Below are 18,738 nucleotides of genomic sequence, written 5' to 3'. Positions count from 1 at the left end.
GTTCTACCGCGCCTATTGCCTTGTTTCGTCGCAAGGGTGAAAAAGGACATCGCAACTTGTCGTGTCGCTCGAACAACGGGGTTTAATACCCAGAGGAATAGTCGACTGCAACGTGTCGGATCGACTACTGCGGTCGCCTTGCTGGTCCTGCCCGGCACGTGATGATTATCCATACGCGCTGCCAATTTACCTGGGCGTAAAGCTCCCTTGGTTTTTGTTGAATAACAACACGTAGAGCACAGGAATCAGCCCCAGGGTCACCAGTGTCCCCAGCGCCAGACCGCCCATCAGCGTGATCGCCATGCCTTCCCACAGTGGCCCGGCAAACAGCATCAGCGGGATCAGCCCGATAATGCAGGTCAACTTGGTCATGACGATGGGGCGCAGGCGTTTCACGGCAGCGTTCACCACAGCTTCGTACACCGGCAGGCCCTCGTGGATTTCCGCTTCGATACGTTCCAGCAGCAGCACGGCGTTATTCACGATAATCCCCGCCAGGGATAACAGACCAAACGTGGCCATGAAGCCAAACGGGTAGCCGGTGATCAACAGCGCGACCGCAACGCCGATCAATACAAAGGGAATTGCTGAGACGACGATCAGCAGCTTGCGGAACGAATTGAACTGCCAGACGAACAACAGCAGCATGGCGATCAATGCGTGGGGCAGGTACTGCAACAGTGCCTGGTTGGCGTCTGCCGAGTCTTCGATTTCGCCGCCCAACTCGATGCGGTAGCCCGGCGGTAAGGCCAGCGCAGCCACCTGTGGCGCCAGTTGCTCGACAATGGAGGTCGCAGTCAGCGAAGGGTTGTGCCCGACCACGGTGATGCTGCGCTCCTGATTGCGGCGTATCAGTGTGGAGGGTTCGCTGGACGCGGCGATGTGTGCAATGGCCGTCAGTGGCAAGGGCGTCGAGCCGTCGGCCGGGTAGACCAGAATGCCGCGCAGATCCGGCGAGTCGTGGTTGGTTGCAGTGGGTTCGCGCACCACCAGGGGGACGCGGGTTTCGTTATCCTGCACCGACGATACCTGAATGCCGCCGAAGTGCAGTTGCAAAGCCTGGGCGATGGCTTGGGTGTCCACTCCGGCACGGCGCGCACTGTGCTGATCAACCTCAACGGTGTAGCGCGCCAGGCGCGTGCTCCAGTCATCGCGCACATCCAGTGTGCCCGGCACGTTACGCAGGGCCTTCTCAATCTGGCCGGCCAGCGAGCGTAGTACGTTCTCGTCCGGGCCAATCACACGATAGATGGCGACACCGGCCTCGGTGGTTCCCAGGGAAAACCGTTTGGGCTCGGCGCGCAGCTCAGGGTGTTGTCTGAGCAAATAGCGACGCATATTGTCCATTACCGCGTCGATATCCGTACCTGCCTTGACGCTGGCGGTGAAGTAAGCGGTTTCCGGTGACGGCAACGGCGGGTTGAGGCCCAGCACGATACGCGGCCCGCCATCGCCCACGTAGCCGATACTGTCGACCACCTGCGGTTCCTTGCTCAGCCACAGGCTGATCTCGCGCACGCTTTGCAAGGTTTTGCGCGAGCCGCTGCCAGGCTCCAGGGTGATGGGCACCTGAAACTGCAACCGGTCCGACTGGGGCAGGAAGTCGTAGGGCACACGCATCAGTTCGAAGAGGGCGGCAGCCAGTAGCACCAGCATGGCCATCAGAAACAGCGTCTTGTGCTGCAGCACCCGGCAGATGACGGCCCGATAACTGCGGTAGAAACCGCTGTCGTAGTTGCCCTCTGACGCCTCGTGGCGCGCAGCCTTTGCAAAATACAGGCACAACAACGGCGTAACCGTGATGCTCAGTAACCACGAGCCGAGCAGGGTAAGCGCCAGCACGATGGCCAATGAGCGCAGGTATTCATTGGTGCTGGTCTGGCCAAGAAAGAAAGGCGAGAAGGCCAGCACAATCACCAGCGATGAGGTCAACAAAGGTATTGCCAGGGTGCGTCCGGCTTCTTCGCAGGCCTGGCGCCGTTCCTCACCGGCGTGCAGCCGGCGTTCGATGTCCTCGGCAATCACGATACCGTTGTCCACCAGCAAGCCGAGCGCGAGGATGATCGCGGCAATCGACACGGTTTGCAGCTCCACCCCGAGCATGCGCATGGCGATCAACGTACCCAGAATGGTCAGCGGTACGATGGCGCCCACCACCAGCCCGGTGCGCCAGCCCAGGAACAGCATGACTACGGCCATGACGATGACTACTGTCTCGATCATCACATGCTTCATTTTGGCCATTTGCTGATCGACCACATCGGCTTGAAACGTCACGATATGCGCCGAAAAACCTAGCGGGAGTTGCTGTTCCAGCTGCGCCAAACGCGCGCGCAGGGCTGCGCCGAACTGATGAATGTTCTGCCCGGCAGCCATGGACACGGCCAGCACTACCGCGTCCTGGCCCTGGTACACCGCGGCGGTCCGGGGTGGATCGGCAGCCATCACTGATACCTGCGCCATGGCGCCTAGCGCCACGGTTTGTGCGCCGCCACTCGAGTCAGGCAGTTGGATGGGCAACGCGCGCAGTTGATCCACACTGAGCAGTTCACCGGTCACGGTGAGAGTGGTGATCTGCCCGCCAATGTCGGCGATGCCGCCTGGCGCCAGCACATTCTGTTGCTGCAATTGCTGGAACAGTTGTTGTGGAGACAAACCCAGGCCCGCCAGACGCTGCGGGTTGAAATCAATCGATAGCTGTTGGTCCTGAATACCGTGCAAGGTGACCTGGCCAATGCCGGGTAATCCGCCCAATTGATCGCGCAGGCGCTTTAACGGCCCGCGCATCTCGCTCATGCTGTAGCCCGGCGCGGTGACGGCAATGGAGGCGACAGCGACGCGCCCGAAATTGTCGTCGACAAACGGGCCTTGGGTGCCCGTTGGAAAGCCGGCACCTGCTTCGGCGACTTTATTGCGTACCTGTTGCCACAGCACCCCGAGGTCCTTGATTTCATCGCGAGCCGTTACCTGGATCACCACGCTGCCGGGGTGGATCGTGGTCACGATGTTTTTGATCTGCGACAGCTCGCGCAGTTTTTCTTCCGTGGGGCGGGCCAGCAGTTCTTCGGCGCGTTCGCTGGGCAGCCCGGGGAACTGGATACTCACCAGCGCATCGCGGATGGTCACCGAGGGCTCTTCCTGGGTCGGAAAGCTCAGGAATGCTGCCACGCCTGCAAGCAGGATCAGCAGGGCGGTGAACAACGTCAGGCGGCTCGCACCCAAGGCGTGACGGGTCAGGTTGATCATTCGGGTGTGCTCAAACGACTGGAGGGCGAAAGCAGGTTGACGGGCTGGCCGTCAGTGAGAAACGCGACGCCCGTGACGACCACTTGTTCGCCGCCCTTGAGGCCTTTGTCGATGGCGACACGGCCCTGGTCGATCAGGCCGATCGTGATATCACGTTGAGCGACCTTGCCCTGGGTGGGGTCATAGACGAATACCTGCACCTGGCTGGCATCACCGCCCATGCGCAGGGCCTGGACCGGGATGCTCAGCGCGAGCGGGGCAGGGTCTGCCAACCGCACATTGAGGCTCACGCCGCTGGGGAGCGCGAGGTCGTGGGCGTCCAGGTGAAAACGTGCGCTTTGCAACAGGCCGTTCTGCGCACGCGTCGACAAGCCTTCCAGCACCAGCGGCAGGGTGGACCCAGGCGCGGCCGGGTCGGCTGCGACGGCGTGGTCGCCAGGTTTGAGGCCGGCGGCCTGTTCTACCGGGATTTGCACGATGACCTGCAACGCGCCGCTGGCTTCGAGCTCCATCACCACCTGGCCTGCCGATAACTCGCTGTACAGCTGCGCGGGTCTTGCCACGACACGGCCGTCAAATGGCGCGATCAGCTGGCCCTGGCGTTGATCGCGCCGCACCAGATCCAGTGCCGCTTCATCGGCGGCCTGCTGTGCGACGGCGGCCTGCCACGCTGCTTCGGCTTGCTCCATGGCGCTGGCCGCGACGCTGCCCTGGGCATACAGCTGCTGCTGGCGAACCTTGTTGCGCTTGCGCTCGCCGGTTTGCGTTGCGCTGGCGAACAAGGCCGCCTGCGCTTGTTTCAGGCGCAGTCGGACGGCCACCGTATCCAGACTCGCCAGCACCTGGCCTTGTTTCACCGCATCGCCGACGTCGACATTCAACGCCATCAATCGGCCCGCACCTTCGAAGGCCAAGGCAGCGCGTTGGCGTTGGCGAACCACACCGGTCAACGGCGCGGTATCGGCCCCTGCGGCGCGCACGATGGCGACTTTCACCGACCTTACGGCCGGCTCCGGCACGGCTTCCTCGCGCGAACAGGCCGCCATCATCAGGCAGGCAACACCGAGCATCAGGGGACGGCCCCAAGGACGAAACAACTGAGCAAAACCCTGCATGCCGGACGCCTCGTTATCAGAAGGTGTAGTTGATAGCGAACATGCCCAGGCCGGCGCTTTCACGCCTGACCAGCGGACTGTTGCCGGCCTGGTCGGCGTACTGGGTCAGCGTCAGGCTGGCGAGCGTCGACCAGTGCGCGTCCAGGCTGTGCTGCCAGTTCAAGGCGGCGGAGTAGGCGTAGATCCCGGCGTCGGCGTCGTATCGCCCGTAGAGTGACCGTTGGCTCTGTGCCTGGGTGACGCCGAAGAAGGTCTGGTTGTAGCGGCCATCACCGGCGTGGGCGTCGATGTCCAGGGCCAGGGTGTCGCTGCCTGCGTGATACAGGATGCCTTCCAGGCCAAATCGGTAGCGGTTGCCGCGATGCTCGCCGGCCATGCGCAGTTCGGCTTCGCCGCTGACCGACAGCCAGTCAAGCAGTTGCTGGCTGAGGGTGAAGTCGGCGACGGTAGCGCCGTTGATATCGCCCATGCCGCTCAGCTCTCGATCTCCTGGGCGTGTGTTGCTGTCCTTTTCCTTGCGGCCAAGGTCGTAGTTGATTGCCGCGCTGGCGGCAAAGCCGCTGTCGGATTGAAACTGCACGCCGACGCCTCGGGTGGTGTCGGCAAACAGCACGCCGCGCTGGATGCTGAACATCGGCAACACGAGGGCGCGGTAACGATCGGCGCCCATGTAGCGCGGCGTGACGCCCAGGCCGAGTCCCAGGGTAGCAGTGGTCTCGTCGGCCGCAGGGCTGGCACCGGCCGCCTGTGCGTTGGTAATGAGTGTGCAGCTTGTAAGCAGGGCGACGCCCCATAGCACGGCGCGAGTAGGGGGAGTGGTCAAGTTCATGGTGAAACCCTTTCTGCGGAGGAAAACAGTGGTGCGCCGGACAGCGCGCGGTACAGTGCCAAGCGGTTGAACAACAACTGATAGGTGGCCTTGCGTAATTCGATGGCTGATTCAGCCAGGCGAATGGCAGCCGTCGGGTGCTCCGAACGTGCCGCCGCACCCGCGGCGATCTGCTGGTCGAGACGCTTGGCCTTTAATGCGGTCAACGCTGCCAGATCGATTTGCGTGGTGGCGTTGGCCAAGGCTTGTTGGCGTTGGCTCAACAGGTCGGCGATTTCGCGGAAGGCGTCCTGCACGGTCTTTTCGTATTGGGCGACGGCTGACTGTTGGCGCGCAGTGGCCAGATCAAGGTTGGCCTGGTTACGGCCACCGTCGAACAGCGGCAGGTTCAGTTGCGGTGTGAACAGCCACGCGCCGCTGCCGGATGAAAACAAGCTGCTCAAGTGTGGGCTGGCTATGCCTGTACCGGTGCTCAAGGTAATCGAGGGGAAGAACGCCGCACGCGCTGCACCGATGTTGGCGTTCGCTGCGCGTAGCGCTTCTTCAGATTGGCGCACATCGAGCCGCTGCAACAGGCGCTGCGACGGCAGTTCGACCAGCCATGGCGGAGTGCCGAGATCGATGGCGGGGATTTGTGTGGCCTGCGTCGTAGAGGCGACCTGATAACCGGTGACCCATGACAGCGCCTGCAATGCGCGCTCATGGTCGGCGCTTGCATCCTGCACTTGCTGGGTAGCTCGATGAACCTCCATGCTTTGGGTATCGACCGTGTCCTGAGCTACCAAGCCTTCCTTTTGCTGGCCGACGAGCATGCTCAGCAGCCGGTTTTGGTCGTCGGAAATAGACCGCGTGTCGGCCTGCACGCCTGCTTGCAAGCGCTCCTGCAAATACAAACGTGCCACTTCCACGATCAGCGCCTTGCGCGCGGCCAGGGCGCCGTAGTGCGTCGCCAGGTAGTCATGCTGCGCCGCGTCGGCCAGGCTGCGAACCCTGCCGAAAAAATCCAGCTCGAAGTCCGATACGCCCACGGAGGCCACCGCGATGTCCTGGCCATAACGCTCATCGGCAACCTTGTCGTGCAAGTGCTGGCGGTTGCGTTGCAGCCCCAGTGCCACCGTTGGCCAGCGATCGGCGCGGGAAATGCCGTACTGGGCGCGAGCCTGCTCGACACGCAATAACGCCAGGCGCAGGTCCCGATTGTAGTTCAGGGCCTGATCGACCAACCGGGGTAGTTGCGGCGATGAATCCAGCCCGATCAGCAACTGTTTTTCTTCTTCGGTAAGCGCCTCTACCGCGTTGGTCATGGTCGATGGCGCGCCCGTTTCGGGGCCGCCGTGCAGGTTGTTCGACACCGGCAGCGCGGGCGCCTGGTACGCCGGAGCCAGTGAGCAACCAGCCAACATGCCGACCAGCAGCAAAACCGCGCTTAGGCGTTCAGGCAGCTTGATAGGCTTGGACAGCGGTGCAGTGGTCGGCATAGGATCGGTTCGCGAAAGTCAGGCTTAAGGCAATACTGGCAGTGGACTTTCAATAAACCGTTCGTGAATTATCAAGGTTTCATCAAGAGGCGTATTTGTGTCTGGGAAACGTATCCTTATCGTCGAAGACGACGCCGACAGCGCCAATATTCTGGAAGCCTATTTGCAGCGGGACGGCTTTGAGGTGGCGTTAGCCGAAGATGGCCAGCACGGTCTCGACCTGCACAGGAGCTGGCGGCCCGACCTGATATTGCTGGATGTGATGCTGCCGCGCCTGAGTGGCATCGAGGTATTGTCTGCCGTACGTCGCAGCAGCGACACGCCGGTGATCATGGTCACGGCCATGGGCGACGAGCCGGAAAAACTGGGTGCCTTGCGTTATGGCGCCGACGACTATGTGGTCAAGCCCTACAGTCCGCGTGAGGTGGTGGCGCGGGTGCACGCCGTGTTGCGGCGTACCGCGGGCTGCCAACCGGTGGAGCAGCTGCTGCGCTATGAAAACCTGCGGGTCGACCTCATTGCCTTTACCGCTGCCATTGAACGCGGTGATGGGCAACCGCAGCTGTTGGACCTGACACCCACGGAATTCAAACTGCTGGTCACGTTGCTCAAGACACCCTCGAAAGCCTTCACCCGCGATGAACTGCTCGAAATCTGCCTGCCGGACAGCGAAGCGTTGGCCCGCGTGGTGGACGCACATGTGCATAATCTTCGGCGCAAGCTTGAAAGCCAGGGCATCGCGGGTGTGCTGGTGACGGTGCGCTCCATTGGCTATCGGTTCAGGTGAACAACATGCTTGAGAAATCACGAGGCAACGACAAACCGTTGTGGCGCTGGGTCGGCATGCGCATGAGCCTGTTGGCGATCGGCGCCGTGGTGGTGATCGCCCTCTGCATGTGGATCAACTTCAGGCTGTCAGACCGGAATTTTTTGCAGCACTTGCCGCCGGCGGCGCGCGAGGAGTTGCTGCAGCTGCGCGCCGAGCCGCAGCTCAACGAGACACGCTTGCGCCAGCTGGTTGCCGAATACTACCCGGTGGAGTTCTTCCAGCCGGACATCGCCAACCGCGACTGGCTGATTCTGGCTTGCCTGGTGATGGCTGCTATCCCGATCATCATTGTCTGTGGCATGTGGTTTTCGCGACCGTTGTCCAGCCAGTTCTCGGCGATTGCCCAAGGTGCACGGCGCGTTGCGGGAGGGGATTTTCTCACCCGCCTGCCACCTCACAAGCAAGCACCCGACGAGCTGCAACGGTTGGTCAGCGACTTCAACAGCATGACCACGCAACTGGAGCGCTACGAGCGTGATGTGCGTGAGTCCAGCGCGGTCATTGCCCACGAACTGCGCACGCCGTTGAATGCGGCCATGGGCCGGGTCCAGGGCATGCTTGATGAGGTGTTCCCAAGCGATGCCGTGCAGTTAAGCATGGTCAAACGCCAGCTTGACCAACTCAGAAAACTGGTGGATGACCTGCATCTGTTGTCGATGGCCAGGGCGGGCCGGCTGGTGTTGGAGCGCAGCGATTTTTCATTGGCCGCGTTGTTCGCCGAACGGCTTACCTGGTTTCAGCCGCAACTGGATGAGGCTCATATTCAAACGCACGCCAGCATTGCAGAGGGGCTTCATATCCATGCCGATCGCGATCGCCTGGGCCAGGTGCTGAACATCCTGTTCGATAACCTGCTGCGTTACGCGAGTGGCGGTGGCGAACTGAACATCATGGCGCACAGAATTCATGATCGGGTCGTGATTGAAATCGGCGACCGCGGCCCTGGCATCGAGGCGCAACACCTGGACAGCGTGTTTGACCGCTTCTGGCGGGCAGAGCGTTCCAGGGCCCGGTACTCCGGTGGCAGTGGCTTGGGCCTGTCCATCGCCCGTGCCATCTGCCAGGCCCATGGCGGGACGATTACCGCAAGCAATTGTCCCCAAGGCGGGACCCTGGTCAGGGCTGAGTTTCCACTGTGATTACATCGCTTGCTGTCCGAAATACATAGGTCTACATCAACTGCACGCTATCAAATACAAAACCCGGGCTCAGGAAACCGCTGCCGGCTTGTCCCGATGCAACGCCGATCTCCAGCGTATTCGTGCCCGGCCGTAACGCGCAGGCCGGAATGCTCACCTCAAACACGGTGTTATTGCCCCGATAAGTGCCTCGAGTGATACCCCGGCTGTTGGGTTGGTTGGAGGCGGGGGGCGCGGGCGCGGTCCAGTGCTGGTTGACGCTTACCTGGGGGCGGCCGCCGGCTTGAGCCAGCGAAATGAACAGACGCAGGCGGTAATCGCGCACCTCGTTGGCCGCCAGGACGAAGTCGATGCGCGTGGGGCTGTTGATGTCGCGCCATTGTGCGGCGGGAAATGCGTCGAGATGGCTGCTGCCGACGGTGTAGGTGGTCGGGGCCCATGGCGCCATTCGTGTGTCGCTTGGATGGGCCGATGACAGCAGCCCGGCGTCGCGAAAACCCGTCGGGGTGCCATCGGGTACGCCGATTTGCCATTTCACCTGGCCTGTCGGTGGCCGCGCCTGCAAGGTCGTTTGCGCGGTGCTGCCAGCCTTCACTTGCACAGTGCCTTGCGCCACTTCCAATTCGCGCTGATAAAGCGTCATTCGGTATCGCCCTGGCCGTACAGCCGTCAGCTGAAACCGGCCGTTGCCATCGACAGGTGCCCAATACTCGGCGTTGGTATTGCTCAGGCCCACCACGGCGGGCAGGCTAGGGGCCACCCCGGAAACGCGACCTGTTACCGCGCCGCGTCCGGCACTGTCCAGGAAGCCTGCGAGCCCCAGGGTGTTGTTGACGAAAGCCAGGTTGGTCAAGGCTTCGCAAGGCGCGTCACCGTCGGTGAACAGCAGCCCATACACCCCGTGCAAACCGCCTCGATAGGGCTCGGTCTGGGTGTGGTTGGAAAACATGTAGTTGTACAGCTCATGGGTGACGTCGGTCTTCTGGGTGGCAATATCTTTGAAAAACGGCCCCCCGGAACTGAGTTCGCGATTGCCCATCAGCATATACACCGCGACACCCGGTCCTTTAACCCCGTGCATGGGGTCATCGATCATCGGTTGTGCCGAATAGAACTTGGAACTGGTGCGCCCATCCGGCAGCAGGAATACATCCTTGCCTTCGATCGCAGTGCCGACATTGGAGTCGGTTCCGCGTGTGGCCTTTGGCAGCGTATTGACGTTGAGCCGCGCAACAAAACGCAATTCGCCCACCGGCAGCAAGGTCGGGGCATAGGTCGCCATGTAAATCGCGTTGCGCCCTTTATCGGCGAGGTAGTACTGGATCAAATCACCAGCCCGTGCGCTGATCACGATGACGTCGCCCACCGTACGGGCGTCCACTTGCGCGGTGCCCAGGCCGGAAGCGATTTGCGAGGCTTTGGGCTCGGTGGTCTGCAACTCGTGGCCGTGAAAGCGCATGGACACCAGGTCGCCGTTACGGGTGTCCACGCTGAAGACCAGATCGGCACCGGTGTCGACGACGATCCGGGTACCCGTGCGCGTAGCCCCGAAACTGGCGGCGTGCGCTTGCGCGATAATCGCCATGCCAAACACCATAATCAGCAGCGCACGTCGCATCAGTTTTTCTCCGCATTAAGGTGGCCTGCTCCCGCGTTTCTGGGTACCTGGGCCAGCGCAACCTCAGCAGGCTGTGGCGTGACGAGGTATTCACGGTACGCGGTGAACGCCGCCAGCGCCGGCACGTCCTGGGGCCGGTAATCATCGCCGCTAAGGTGTTGTTGATTGACCGCACAGGGCCTGCCGATCGCGACCTGGCAGGCATCCCCAACCGCTTGCGCGAAGGGCGCAAAGGCCGTACCGGGTTGCCGGGTGTCATTGAACAGGGGGTGCGACACGTCCTCGAAGGCGTTGCCCTCCACCAGCAGGTGGGAGGTGGCGGTGCGCGACATGATCGCGCCCTGGTAGGACAGGTGCGCGAACACGTTGTTGACCAGTTGCGCGCGAACATCGGTCTCGCCCATGCCGCCGGAATGAGGCGCGCGTCCCGAGGTGTCATGCACGTAGTTGCCGACCAGCGTGAGGGTGTCGTGATGCCCCAGAAACAACCATACCCAGTAATGATGCCCATCACAGGTGGCAGAGTAGGGCGTGCGGCCATCGAACTCATTGTTGGACAGGGTCACGTGTGCCGCGCTGCCCCAACCGGTCACGACCATCTGGCGGCCAATGCGTACGAACGTGTCATGGTCGATCCAGACGCCATCGGCATCATCCAGCGTGAGCGCGTCGCCGCCCCAGACCACCCGCGGGTTGATATCAGACAAGGTCAGGTTACGAACAATGACATTGTGCGCGCCGCCCCCGACGAACAGCCCCATACCCTGGATACCGGCGTGACTGCCCAGACCGATCAGCGTCTTGTTCGAACCGATCTTCAGGCGCTGCAATCCGGCCTTGTCATAGGTCACGGTGGCCGGTGGTTTGGACTGGCAAAAATGATTGGCACCATTGATCGCCCATTGCCCGCCGCCATGGGGACAGGCATTGGCCATGCAACCGGCTTCGGTGACCTGGGCGCTGCCGTTCGAGATAACCGAACCGCGAAAATCGAACCTGTGGTCCAGGGCAATGACGCGCGGCGTGTCATCTGTGCACTGACCTCGGGTATCGTAGGTCGCACACAGGGCCGTTTTAAGTTCATCGGGCGTTGCGGGGCGCACAATAGTGGCGTTACCGCCCCCGGTTACCCCCTTGGCAAAGCCCACAGGATGAGCGTCGGCGAGTGCACACTGGGGTGATATCAGAGCCGCGCAGAGTATGGACGCGGACAAGCAGCGCACAAGGCAAGTGCTGAGCTTCAAGTGCATCTCCTGAACGTTGAGTACGGCGCAAAAAAGCCGGCGGCGCCTGGTGAATGAGGCGGGCTATAATTTGAATACTCAACGGTATTTATCAAATGGTTTGAATCCCGACCCTGAGTGCCTTCAGGTTAGGTTCAGTTGGAGCAGGTGCTGGCTATGAATGTTATTTGCCAAGTTGGGCTTGGGGCGCAATTTTCGTCATGCCCGACCAGCTCGTGTTTCTAGAGCCGCCCGCCCCGCGCGTCCAGCCAGACCTGCCCTTCCAGTGGGCGGATGGTCCGATCTCACTGTGTTCAGCTGGCTTGCGCAATAGGAGATGAAATTGAGAACAGGGCTGTCGGCGGCGACCCGCCGATAGCTCCCAACGTTCTAGACGTTTAGTTTTCTTTGTTGGCCGTCCGTCTTGGGTCGTTTGCCGTCCTTCACAATGGGCAACTATCGGCCAGAAGCAGTCGGACAGCTATGGGGTTCCGCCAGCAAACCAAATGCCCAGGAGGACAATTGGATCGCCTGTACGCCGCGTTTTTTTCACGAAGCCAACGTCTAGGCTTTTGAGTTCCAGCCGTGACGAACGCGCTGGAGCATGAGGCGGACGTAACCAAGGTCCAGGCTTGGCTAGGGCATGCGAACATGAGCACGACGAAGATCGATGTTCGGCGGTAGAACACGCCAGAGGATTCGCCGGCATATAAGGTGGTTTGCTGAGTCCCTAACCTACTACCGGATTCCTGCCTGGGCTAAACTCAATGCGGCCTTGTCTTTCGTTTTGACACGAGCATTGACGGGGCTAAGAGATGAACTGGTCAGGCCACAAATTTTTGCTGCAGTTTTAGCGAGGACCATGCCGCGAAACTGCCTATGGCCGATGCTTCGCCTAAACGTCCTAGCGCCTCGAATGAAGGATCTAGGTGAGCTGCAAAGTAGGCAATAAGTCCCAGAAAATAAGCGAGGACATTGTTAACAATCGGCATCGCCCGTAGCGAAACCACAATCATCGCGACGACGAACACGACTATCGGTAATGCCAGTTTACCAACCATTGGGCCAAGCGCAGAGATAGCCATAGCCGCCACCATACCGAAGCATATTCCAGCTAACATACTGCCATAGTTAGCGATTCCGTCTCGGAAGCTATGTCCGCGCGAAAAGAAAGCCACCCAACCGATGAACATAGCCCACACGGGCAAACCTGCCATCAAGCTTGCTGCTGAGGCCACCGCAGCTGTTGCTGCAGCGATCGCGGTGACCCCGTTGAAGGTGAGCTGCGCTCGTAGGCTTGAAGTAGGGACAGTTACAGTTTTTGGCAAAATATTCATGAAAAACTCCTTAGGCTGTTGCTCACCCCCTGGGGGGTGAGTGTGTCGATCAAGCGTTTATCCGGACTGTCAGCAAATCTTCGAGACCAATGCGGCGAAACATTTCAGCGCGGACTCGGTCAGCCATGGCATTCACAATCTCTGCCCCATCCCGCGACGGGTCGATGTGCCGGCGGAAGGGGCGGCTACCCTGTGGCATATTCACGATCTCGACGATAGCGCGCGCTACGTCCGCAACGTCCGCATCGGCAGGCTCAAGCGCAGCCAGACCTTTGAGGCTTTGCTCGGCGAGCGCCGCGTAGGGGCCGTTGTCGTATTCGGCCGCTCTGGCCTGGTCTGCAGGAGAGCCGGAGTGTACGAAGTGATTGGTGCCTTTGGTGAATGCCCCGGGCACAATGATTGACGTCTCGACTCCCCATCTGGCCAGCTCGCTTGCATAGGACACGGCCAATGAATCCATTGCCGCCTTGGCGGCGAAGTACGGCGCGAGATAAGGCGGGGTACCTCCTCGGGCGCTGCTGGAGGAGATCCACAAAACGAGGCCCTTACCTTGCTTACGAAGATAAGGAAGAGCCGCTCGGTTGACCCGCTGCGTGCTCAGAACATTGATGTCATACAGCTGAGCAAACTGCTCTGGTGTGAACGCTTCCGCTGGGCCAAACGACATGTGGCCAGCGTTGTGAACCACTACATCCAGACGGCCCGCTTCTTGGATGATGCGTGCGATACCCTTTTCCACCGAATCGCTAGAAGAGACATCCAGCTCCACGCTGCGCAAGTCAACGCGGTGCTCCTCAGCGTATCGCGCCACTTCAGCTACTTGAGGGGCGTTACGACCCTGGGTTTCGCGCATGCTCGCGTAAACCGTATGGCCTGCATGTGCCAAAGCGCGGGCAGTGAGGGCACCGAAACCGCTGGAAGCGCCGGTAATTACAATGACGTTTTTCATAATGCAGCTCCTATCGATGGTGGGGTAAGGGTGGGACGGGGTTAGATAATCCCGCCATTCGCTCGCAAGGTCTGGCCATTGATCCAGGCGCCATCCGGGCCGGCAAGGAAGGCGACAGTTGCTGCAATATCCTCTGGCTGACCCAGACGTTCCAGAGGAGCCAGTTTGGAGAGCCGTTCAACCGCTTCTTGTGGCTTACCGTTGAGGAAAAGGTCGGTCGCGGTAGGCCCTGGTGCAACGGCGTTTACAGTGATGCTGCGGCCGCGCAGCTCTTTGGCGAAGACGCTGGTCATTGCCTCGACTGCTGCTTTGGTACCGGCATAGACCCCATAGGTAGGCTGCAGCATCGCAACCACGCTGGATGAAAAATTGATCACTCGGCCACCGTCTCGCATGCGGATCGCAGCTTCTCGCATGGTATTGAACGAACCCTTGAAGTTAATGTTGATCTGCCGATCTACAGTCGCGTCATCGGTCTCGGCAATCGTTGCCAACGACATGATCCCTGCGTTATTGACTAGGACGTCTACCCCGCCAAACTGCTGTTCGGTTTCATCAAACAGGCGCCGTACATCCTGGCTGCTGGCTACGTCGGCTTTGATCGCGATAGCCCGCCCGCCGTGCGTTTCAATAGCGCTGACCAGGGTCTCTGCCTCGGCAGCGCTGCTGGAGTAGTTCACAACGATGGCGAAGCCTTCCTGAGCGAGACGTTTAGCAACTTGGGCTCCGATGCCACGAGATGCGCCGGTGACGATAGCTACTTTGCTGTTGGTCGTATTCATGGTCAGTCCTTTTCGCGTTTGGTTGGTTAAGGTGTGGGATTAGAATCCCATGCTGTCGAAATTGGATAAATACTCGATAACTGTCTTCATTGTTTAATAAATATAAACAATCGAGACGTCAAATATCCGCTGGTGAATAGCTGGCTATCTCATGAACTAGTTTTTGGAATCAGCGCAGGCCACCGCTGCAATGATCTCGAGTTCAAGCATGCCGGCGCCTGGTAGCCCGGCTACTCCAATAGCTGAACGAGCATGTCGCCCTTTAACGTCGAAGAGATCGATGAGCAGACGAGACGCACCGTCCGCTGCTGCGGAGTAGTCGTTATATCCGGGGGCCCCGTAGATAAAGGCGCGGACGAACAAAATCTGGCTGATATTTTGCAGCCCTACTTTTTCGTCTAAAAGACTTAGCGCGCGTAGCACACAGGTTTTCCCCGCCTCGATAACCAATTCGCCGGGTGTGTCACAGGTGATGGGGCCGGTGATTACTCTGTCACCAATTCGGCAAACTTGGCCGCTCACATAGGCCAAACCTTCGTGAATGACGACAGGCTCGTAATTTCCCCGTGCCGCTGGTTTTTCGGGCAGGGTGAGTCCCATCTGCTTCAATTTTCCGAGAACCGTCATGCGGTATCTCCTACAAATTCTGCATAGCCGCCCAACCAGCAACCATCCACCCGCCCTTCTTCATTGCGACGGAAACGGAGAGTGATTTCTGAGGGTTTGCCCATTGCTCGACCTTGCCGGATCCGGACTGGGCGATCATCAGCAGAGACCAACCCGTTATCGAGCAGGCCGAACGCAAGCGCCGCTGCTGCAATACCTGTCGCAGCGTCTTCAGGATAACCAGATGATTTTGGGAACTGCCGGGCATCAAATTGACGTGATTCGACATCCGTTGTGGCGTAGGGGTAAAGGCCCGTGGAGCCGATGCGCTCGCAAAGTGACTCGATACGTCGAAAATCAGGTTTGAGGTTATCTAGGACCTGGGCGTTCTTTAGGCCGATAAGTGTTTTTACACGGCTCGTGCTCGCGTTCTGAATGGGGAAAGGAGCGAGTTCATTGGAGCTGATACCTAATACAGCCAAAATCTCTGCCTCTAGGGCCGCATCCTGCAGGTCCTCGACGTGTCCCTTTGGCTGGCTGATTTCAACCGAGGCCTGCGGGGTTCCTCTACGATGGACCTGGACGTCCACAGGCCCGCTAAGCGTCCAAAGCCGCATCTGATCCTTTTCCAATAGACCAAGGTGGTCCAGCAACCAGATGGCCCCAACGGTTGCATGGCCACACATTTCCATCTCATGGTTAGGCACCCAAAACCGCAGAGCGAAATCGTAGTCAGCCAAGCCGGGGGCTGAAAAAACGAAGCCGCACTCGTGGCCATAAACTTGAGCGACGGCTTGCATTTGCCGATTCGTCATACCGTCAGCCTGGGCCACGATAGGCGCGGGATTTCCACCACCAGGTGCGGCAGGGAATACATTGATCACATGAACCACCGGGATCATTTTGCCTCCCCTTTAATGCTGGATAGGCTTGGCATAACCGCGTCGACGACCGTGTTTGTAAAAGCAGAATTGCTATCGATAGTGACCGGGTCGTTTTCCACGGCATTCATGAAGCTAATATTTTTTTCGATTCCTGCCGCTTCGATTCGCGGTGTCTGCGGATAAGACGATAGCGAGGCGCTCCAGGCCGCATCAAAAATGGCCGCTGTCGTACGCACGAAATACGGCCTGACAGACTCTTTTGCCTCGGAGGGATCAGTAGCCAATAGCTGCTCAGCGCGCCAGAGCGCGCGCACTAGCTTCTGTGCAGTCTGCTGGTTTTTTACCAGCCAATCTTCGCGCGCAATCATTGCTGTGAATAAAAAGCCATCCAGCGGCTTATATTCCCCTTTAGCCAGATCCATCAGTACATATCCGCCGCTTTGCTGGGCAGTCGTTACGGTCGGCGGCGAGAGGGAAAATCCGTCGATGCTCCCCTGCGAGAAGGCCGCCAACATGTTGGGAGCTCCACCGACCGGCATGATCGTCATGTCCTTATCAGCGTTCAAGCCAGCGTTCTTAGCGAGATAGCGCACCAGCATATCGGTCGTACTGCCAGGCCCGGTAACTCCGATCTTCAGACCGCGCAGGGCTTGAGCTCTCTGCTCAAGGGATGAGTTCGACGACAAGCCGGCATTAGTTGCGGATTTCGCGTCGATTACCACGGTGCTTCCGAACTGGGTTTGTACTGCTGCGAAGGCTTCAACTTTTTGCCCTTTGGCGCGGGCTCGGACCGCGACCGCTGGCAAGCCAACGTAGACGTCGGCATCGTTACCCAAGACGGCGGTCAAGGCCGCTGAACCACCTTTCTGAAACAAAATGATTTCCAGATCGAGGCCTTCCTGGGCGAAATACCCCTGCTTCTCTGCGACATAGATAGGGATATAAAGAAAACCCTCACTGGGAAATGCCAGCTTTATCTTGGTTTTCTCCTCGGCCTGACCAATAGATGCCTGGAATCCAGCGAGGAGCAAGCAGGCTATAGCGCCCGCACCCAAATGGCGGTTTAACATGGTGATCTCCGATTGATTGAAGGGCTGGGCTAGACCGAAATTTCTCTTTCGGCGTCGCTGGCTTTCCAGGGCATCAGCTTGCGTTCGGCAAGCTTCACCGCGACGTTCAGGATAAGAGCCAGCCCAATGATTCCAACCAGCGCTGCAAAGACTCCGGCGGTATCGAACTGCGAAGCTGAATCCGAAAGCAGATAACCCAGACCTCGATTTGCAGCGATGATCTCTCCCACCAACGCGCCTATAAGCGCATAGGGCACTGAAAGCCGGAGCCCGGTGAACACCCAGGTAAAAGCCGAAGGAATGACGACCATTGTTAGAAGGTCACGCTCTTTAGCTCCCATCAGCCGGAGGATGGTCAACTGCTCGCGTGCCACATTTCGTACGCCACTGTAGGTGTTCAGGAACACCAGGAAAAACACTACCGCAGCCGTCAATATCACTTTCATGGGCAGGCCGATTCCGAACCAGAGGATAAACAGAGGTGCCAGCGCCACTTTAGGCAAGCTGTAAAACGCCGTGAGAAACGGATCAAGGATATCTGCCAGCAGCTTTGCCCGACCTAGCAGCAGGCCGGTAGCAAAGCCTGCGACTGAACCGAAGACAAAACCCAGCACCGCTTCAAGTGTTGTGATGCCCGCGTGATAGAAAAAAACCCCGTTGCTTAAGATCTTCCAGAGGCTGGCGGCTACGGCCGAGGGGCGGCTGATAAAAAACTCAAAACCAGACGCTCGCGAGATCCCTTCCCATAGGGCGAGAAGAATGGTGAGAAAGACCAATCGGTAGATTTGAATCATGAGGCCACCATCGAATGAGCGAGCGAAGCCGAAGGAGCGGCTACCGAGTCGGGCGCAAGGCGTCTCCACAGCGACGCGCAGAGCTCGATATATCGGGGGTCGGAACGTAGCTGAACCAGATTCCGCTCACCGCTAAGTGGGACGTCAATAACGTGATCAATGGTTCCCGGGCGGCCGGCAAACACCACGCAACGGTCCGCGAGCGCAATGGCCTCATCAACGTCATGGGTCACGAACAGTACGGTCTTGTTAAGCTTGCGACACAGGCGCAACAATTCGGTCTGCAGAGTCAGGCGCATTTGCGCATCAAGCGCGCCAAAAGGTTCGTCTAGCAAAAGCGTCTCAGGGTCGCTGGCCATCAGGCGAGCCATTGCAGCGCGCTTGCGCATACCGCCCGAAAGTTGCGCCGGGTAACTTTCTCCAAACCCAGTCAACCCAACTAATGCCAGCAGTTCTTCGACGCGGCTTTGGATGTCGTTTTGCGCCATGCGGCGTATCTGCAGGGGAACAGCAATGTTGCCCGTGACCGTCCGCCAGGGAAGCAGATGGTCCGCTTGGGTCATATAGCCAACGCGAGTGTTAACCCCGGTGACTTTACTCCCCGAGTACTCCACGCGGCCTTGGTTGGGACTGAAAAGACCCGCAGTCATATTCAGCAGTGTCGATTTACCGCAGCCTGAAGGCCCTACCAGTGTAATTATCTCGCCGCGCATGACATCCAACGATACATCGTGCACCGCTACAAACTCTCGGCCTTCTACCTTGAAGCTTTTCTGGACTGCGGTAAAACTTATGAAAGGTTGATGGCTCACCATCCCTCCTGGTCCGTTCGACTGGAC

The 18,738-nt window shown here is 59.4% G+C and carries 16 protein-coding genes; 2 read left to right on the top strand and 14 right to left on the bottom strand.

Features of this window, described 5'->3' with window-relative positions; genetic code table 11:
* Positions 1 to 186 precede the first annotated feature (186 nt).
* The 4 genes from C4J87_RS16155 to C4J87_RS16140 are packed head-to-tail and all read right to left on the bottom strand — an operon-like array spanning position 187 to position 6,668.
* The gene (locus C4J87_RS16155; RefSeq protein ID WP_124367605.1) at positions 187 to 3,246 is read right to left on the bottom strand and encodes an efflux RND transporter permease subunit; all 3,060 of its coding nucleotides are present in this window, start codon (positions 3,244 to 3,246) and stop codon (positions 187 to 189) included.
* Positions 3,243 to 4,361, bottom strand: a complete 1,119-nt coding sequence (locus tag C4J87_RS16150; protein WP_124367604.1) for an efflux RND transporter periplasmic adaptor subunit — start codon at positions 4,359 to 4,361, stop codon at positions 3,243 to 3,245. Before C4J87_RS16150 ends, C4J87_RS16155 begins: the two co-directional genes overlap by 4 nt.
* A 16-nt stretch (positions 4,362 to 4,377) precedes the next feature.
* Complete coding sequence (locus C4J87_RS16145) at positions 4,378 to 5,190, bottom strand: MipA/OmpV family protein (protein WP_124367603.1); 813 nt, start codon at positions 5,188 to 5,190, stop codon at positions 4,378 to 4,380.
* Positions 5,187 to 6,668, bottom strand: coding sequence for an efflux transporter outer membrane subunit (locus C4J87_RS16140; protein WP_124367602.1), 1,482 nt, complete (start codon positions 6,666 to 6,668; stop codon positions 5,187 to 5,189). Before C4J87_RS16140 ends, C4J87_RS16145 begins: the two co-directional genes overlap by 4 nt.
* Before the next feature lie 97 nt (positions 6,669 to 6,765).
* On the opposite strand from C4J87_RS16140, the gene C4J87_RS16135 reads away from it, so the two are divergent.
* Both C4J87_RS16135 and C4J87_RS16130 read left to right on the top strand, forming a co-directional pair.
* The gene (locus tag C4J87_RS16135) at positions 6,766 to 7,455 is read left to right on the top strand and encodes a response regulator (RefSeq protein ID WP_124367601.1); all 690 of its coding nucleotides are present in this window, start codon (positions 6,766 to 6,768) and stop codon (positions 7,453 to 7,455) included.
* A 5-nt stretch (positions 7,456 to 7,460) separates the two neighbouring features.
* Positions 7,461 to 8,636 carry a cell wall metabolism sensor histidine kinase WalK gene (locus C4J87_RS16130; RefSeq protein WP_124367600.1) on the top strand — a complete coding sequence of 392 codons (1,176 nt, stop codon included), beginning with the start codon at positions 7,461 to 7,463 and terminating at the stop codon, positions 8,634 to 8,636.
* Between the two features lie 31 nt (positions 8,637 to 8,667).
* On the opposite strand, the gene C4J87_RS16125 is transcribed toward C4J87_RS16130, so the two are convergent.
* The 10 genes from C4J87_RS16125 to C4J87_RS16080 form a co-directional block, all read right to left on the bottom strand.
* Positions 8,668 to 10,254 carry a rhamnogalacturonan lyase B N-terminal domain-containing protein gene (locus tag C4J87_RS16125; RefSeq protein WP_124367599.1) on the bottom strand — a complete coding sequence of 529 codons (1,587 nt, stop codon included), beginning with the start codon at positions 10,252 to 10,254 and terminating at the stop codon, positions 8,668 to 8,670.
* Positions 10,254 to 11,504, bottom strand: a complete 1,251-nt coding sequence (locus C4J87_RS16120; RefSeq protein ID WP_124367598.1) for a pectate lyase — start codon at positions 11,502 to 11,504, stop codon at positions 10,254 to 10,256. The genes C4J87_RS16125 and C4J87_RS16120 overlap by 1 nt, the downstream gene beginning before the upstream one ends.
* Before the next feature lie 797 nt (positions 11,505 to 12,301).
* Positions 12,302 to 12,814: a DUF1097 domain-containing protein gene (locus C4J87_RS16115; protein WP_124367597.1), complete on the bottom strand. Its 513-nt coding sequence runs from the start codon at positions 12,812 to 12,814 to the stop codon at positions 12,302 to 12,304.
* Positions 12,815 to 12,863: 49 nt separating this feature from the next.
* Complete coding sequence (locus tag C4J87_RS16110; protein WP_124367596.1) at positions 12,864 to 13,763, bottom strand: SDR family oxidoreductase; 900 nt, start codon at positions 13,761 to 13,763, stop codon at positions 12,864 to 12,866.
* A 41-nt stretch (positions 13,764 to 13,804) separates the two neighbouring features.
* Complete coding sequence (locus tag C4J87_RS16105; RefSeq protein ID WP_124367595.1) at positions 13,805 to 14,545, bottom strand: SDR family oxidoreductase; 741 nt, start codon at positions 14,543 to 14,545, stop codon at positions 13,805 to 13,807.
* Between the two features lie 156 nt (positions 14,546 to 14,701).
* Positions 14,702 to 15,172 carry a RidA family protein gene (locus tag C4J87_RS16100; RefSeq protein WP_124367594.1) on the bottom strand — a complete coding sequence of 157 codons (471 nt, stop codon included), beginning with the start codon at positions 15,170 to 15,172 and terminating at the stop codon, positions 14,702 to 14,704.
* The gene (locus C4J87_RS16095; RefSeq protein WP_124367593.1) at positions 15,169 to 16,053 is read right to left on the bottom strand and encodes a PhzF family phenazine biosynthesis protein; all 885 of its coding nucleotides are present in this window, start codon (positions 16,051 to 16,053) and stop codon (positions 15,169 to 15,171) included. The genes C4J87_RS16100 and C4J87_RS16095 overlap by 4 nt, the downstream gene beginning before the upstream one ends.
* Positions 16,050 to 17,105, bottom strand: coding sequence for an ABC transporter substrate-binding protein (locus tag C4J87_RS16090; protein WP_124367592.1), 1,056 nt, complete (start codon positions 17,103 to 17,105; stop codon positions 16,050 to 16,052). Before C4J87_RS16090 ends, C4J87_RS16095 begins: the two co-directional genes overlap by 4 nt.
* Before the next feature lie 29 nt (positions 17,106 to 17,134).
* Entirely contained in the window at positions 17,135 to 17,899 is a 765-nt protein-coding gene (locus C4J87_RS16085; RefSeq protein WP_124367591.1) for an ABC transporter permease, read from the bottom strand.
* The gene (locus C4J87_RS16080) at positions 17,896 to 18,711 is read right to left on the bottom strand and encodes an ABC transporter ATP-binding protein (protein WP_124367590.1); all 816 of its coding nucleotides are present in this window, start codon (positions 18,709 to 18,711) and stop codon (positions 17,896 to 17,898) included. The genes C4J87_RS16085 and C4J87_RS16080 overlap by 4 nt, the downstream gene beginning before the upstream one ends.
* Positions 18,712 to 18,738: the final 27 nt, after the last annotated feature.

Source organism: Pseudomonas sp. R1-43-08 (genome assembly GCF_003852255.1).
Classification (GTDB): Bacteria; Pseudomonadota; Gammaproteobacteria; order Pseudomonadales; family Pseudomonadaceae; genus Aquipseudomonas.
The sequence above is the reverse complement of the archived record's forward strand: the minus strand, read 5'-3'. Positions and strand labels throughout refer to the sequence as shown.

Coding starts and splice junctions, on each gene's coding strand:
- C4J87_RS16100 (WP_124367594.1), bottom strand. CDS start 15,172: ATGACGGTTCTCGGAAAATTGAAGCAGATGGGACTCACCCTGCCCGAA.
- C4J87_RS16085 (WP_124367591.1), bottom strand. CDS start 17,899: ATGATTCAAATCTACCGATTGGTCTTTCTCACCATTCTTCTCGCCCTA.
- C4J87_RS16150 (WP_124367604.1), bottom strand. CDS start 4,361: ATGCAGGGTTTTGCTCAGTTGTTTCGTCCTTGGGGCCGTCCCCTGATG.
- C4J87_RS16115 (WP_124367597.1), bottom strand. CDS start 12,814: ATGAATATTTTGCCAAAAACTGTAACTGTCCCTACTTCAAGCCTACGA.
- C4J87_RS16110 (WP_124367596.1), bottom strand. CDS start 13,763: ATGAAAAACGTCATTGTAATTACCGGCGCTTCCAGCGGTTTCGGTGCC.
- C4J87_RS16120 (WP_124367598.1), bottom strand. CDS start 11,504: ATGCACTTGAAGCTCAGCACTTGCCTTGTGCGCTGCTTGTCCGCGTCC.
- C4J87_RS16155 (WP_124367605.1), bottom strand. CDS start 3,246: ATGATCAACCTGACCCGTCACGCCTTGGGTGCGAGCCGCCTGACGTTG.
- C4J87_RS16145 (WP_124367603.1), bottom strand. CDS start 5,190: ATGAACTTGACCACTCCCCCTACTCGCGCCGTGCTATGGGGCGTCGCC.
- C4J87_RS16090 (WP_124367592.1), bottom strand. CDS start 17,105: ATGTTAAACCGCCATTTGGGTGCGGGCGCTATAGCCTGCTTGCTCCTC.
- C4J87_RS16105 (WP_124367595.1), bottom strand. CDS start 14,545: ATGAATACGACCAACAGCAAAGTAGCTATCGTCACCGGCGCATCTCGT.
- C4J87_RS16140 (WP_124367602.1), bottom strand. CDS start 6,668: ATGCCGACCACTGCACCGCTGTCCAAGCCTATCAAGCTGCCTGAACGC.
- C4J87_RS16125 (WP_124367599.1), bottom strand. CDS start 10,254: ATGCGACGTGCGCTGCTGATTATGGTGTTTGGCATGGCGATTATCGCG.
- C4J87_RS16130 (WP_124367600.1), top strand. CDS start 7,461: ATGCTTGAGAAATCACGAGGCAACGACAAACCGTTGTGGCGCTGGGTC.
- C4J87_RS16095 (WP_124367593.1), bottom strand. CDS start 16,053: ATGATCCCGGTGGTTCATGTGATCAATGTATTCCCTGCCGCACCTGGT.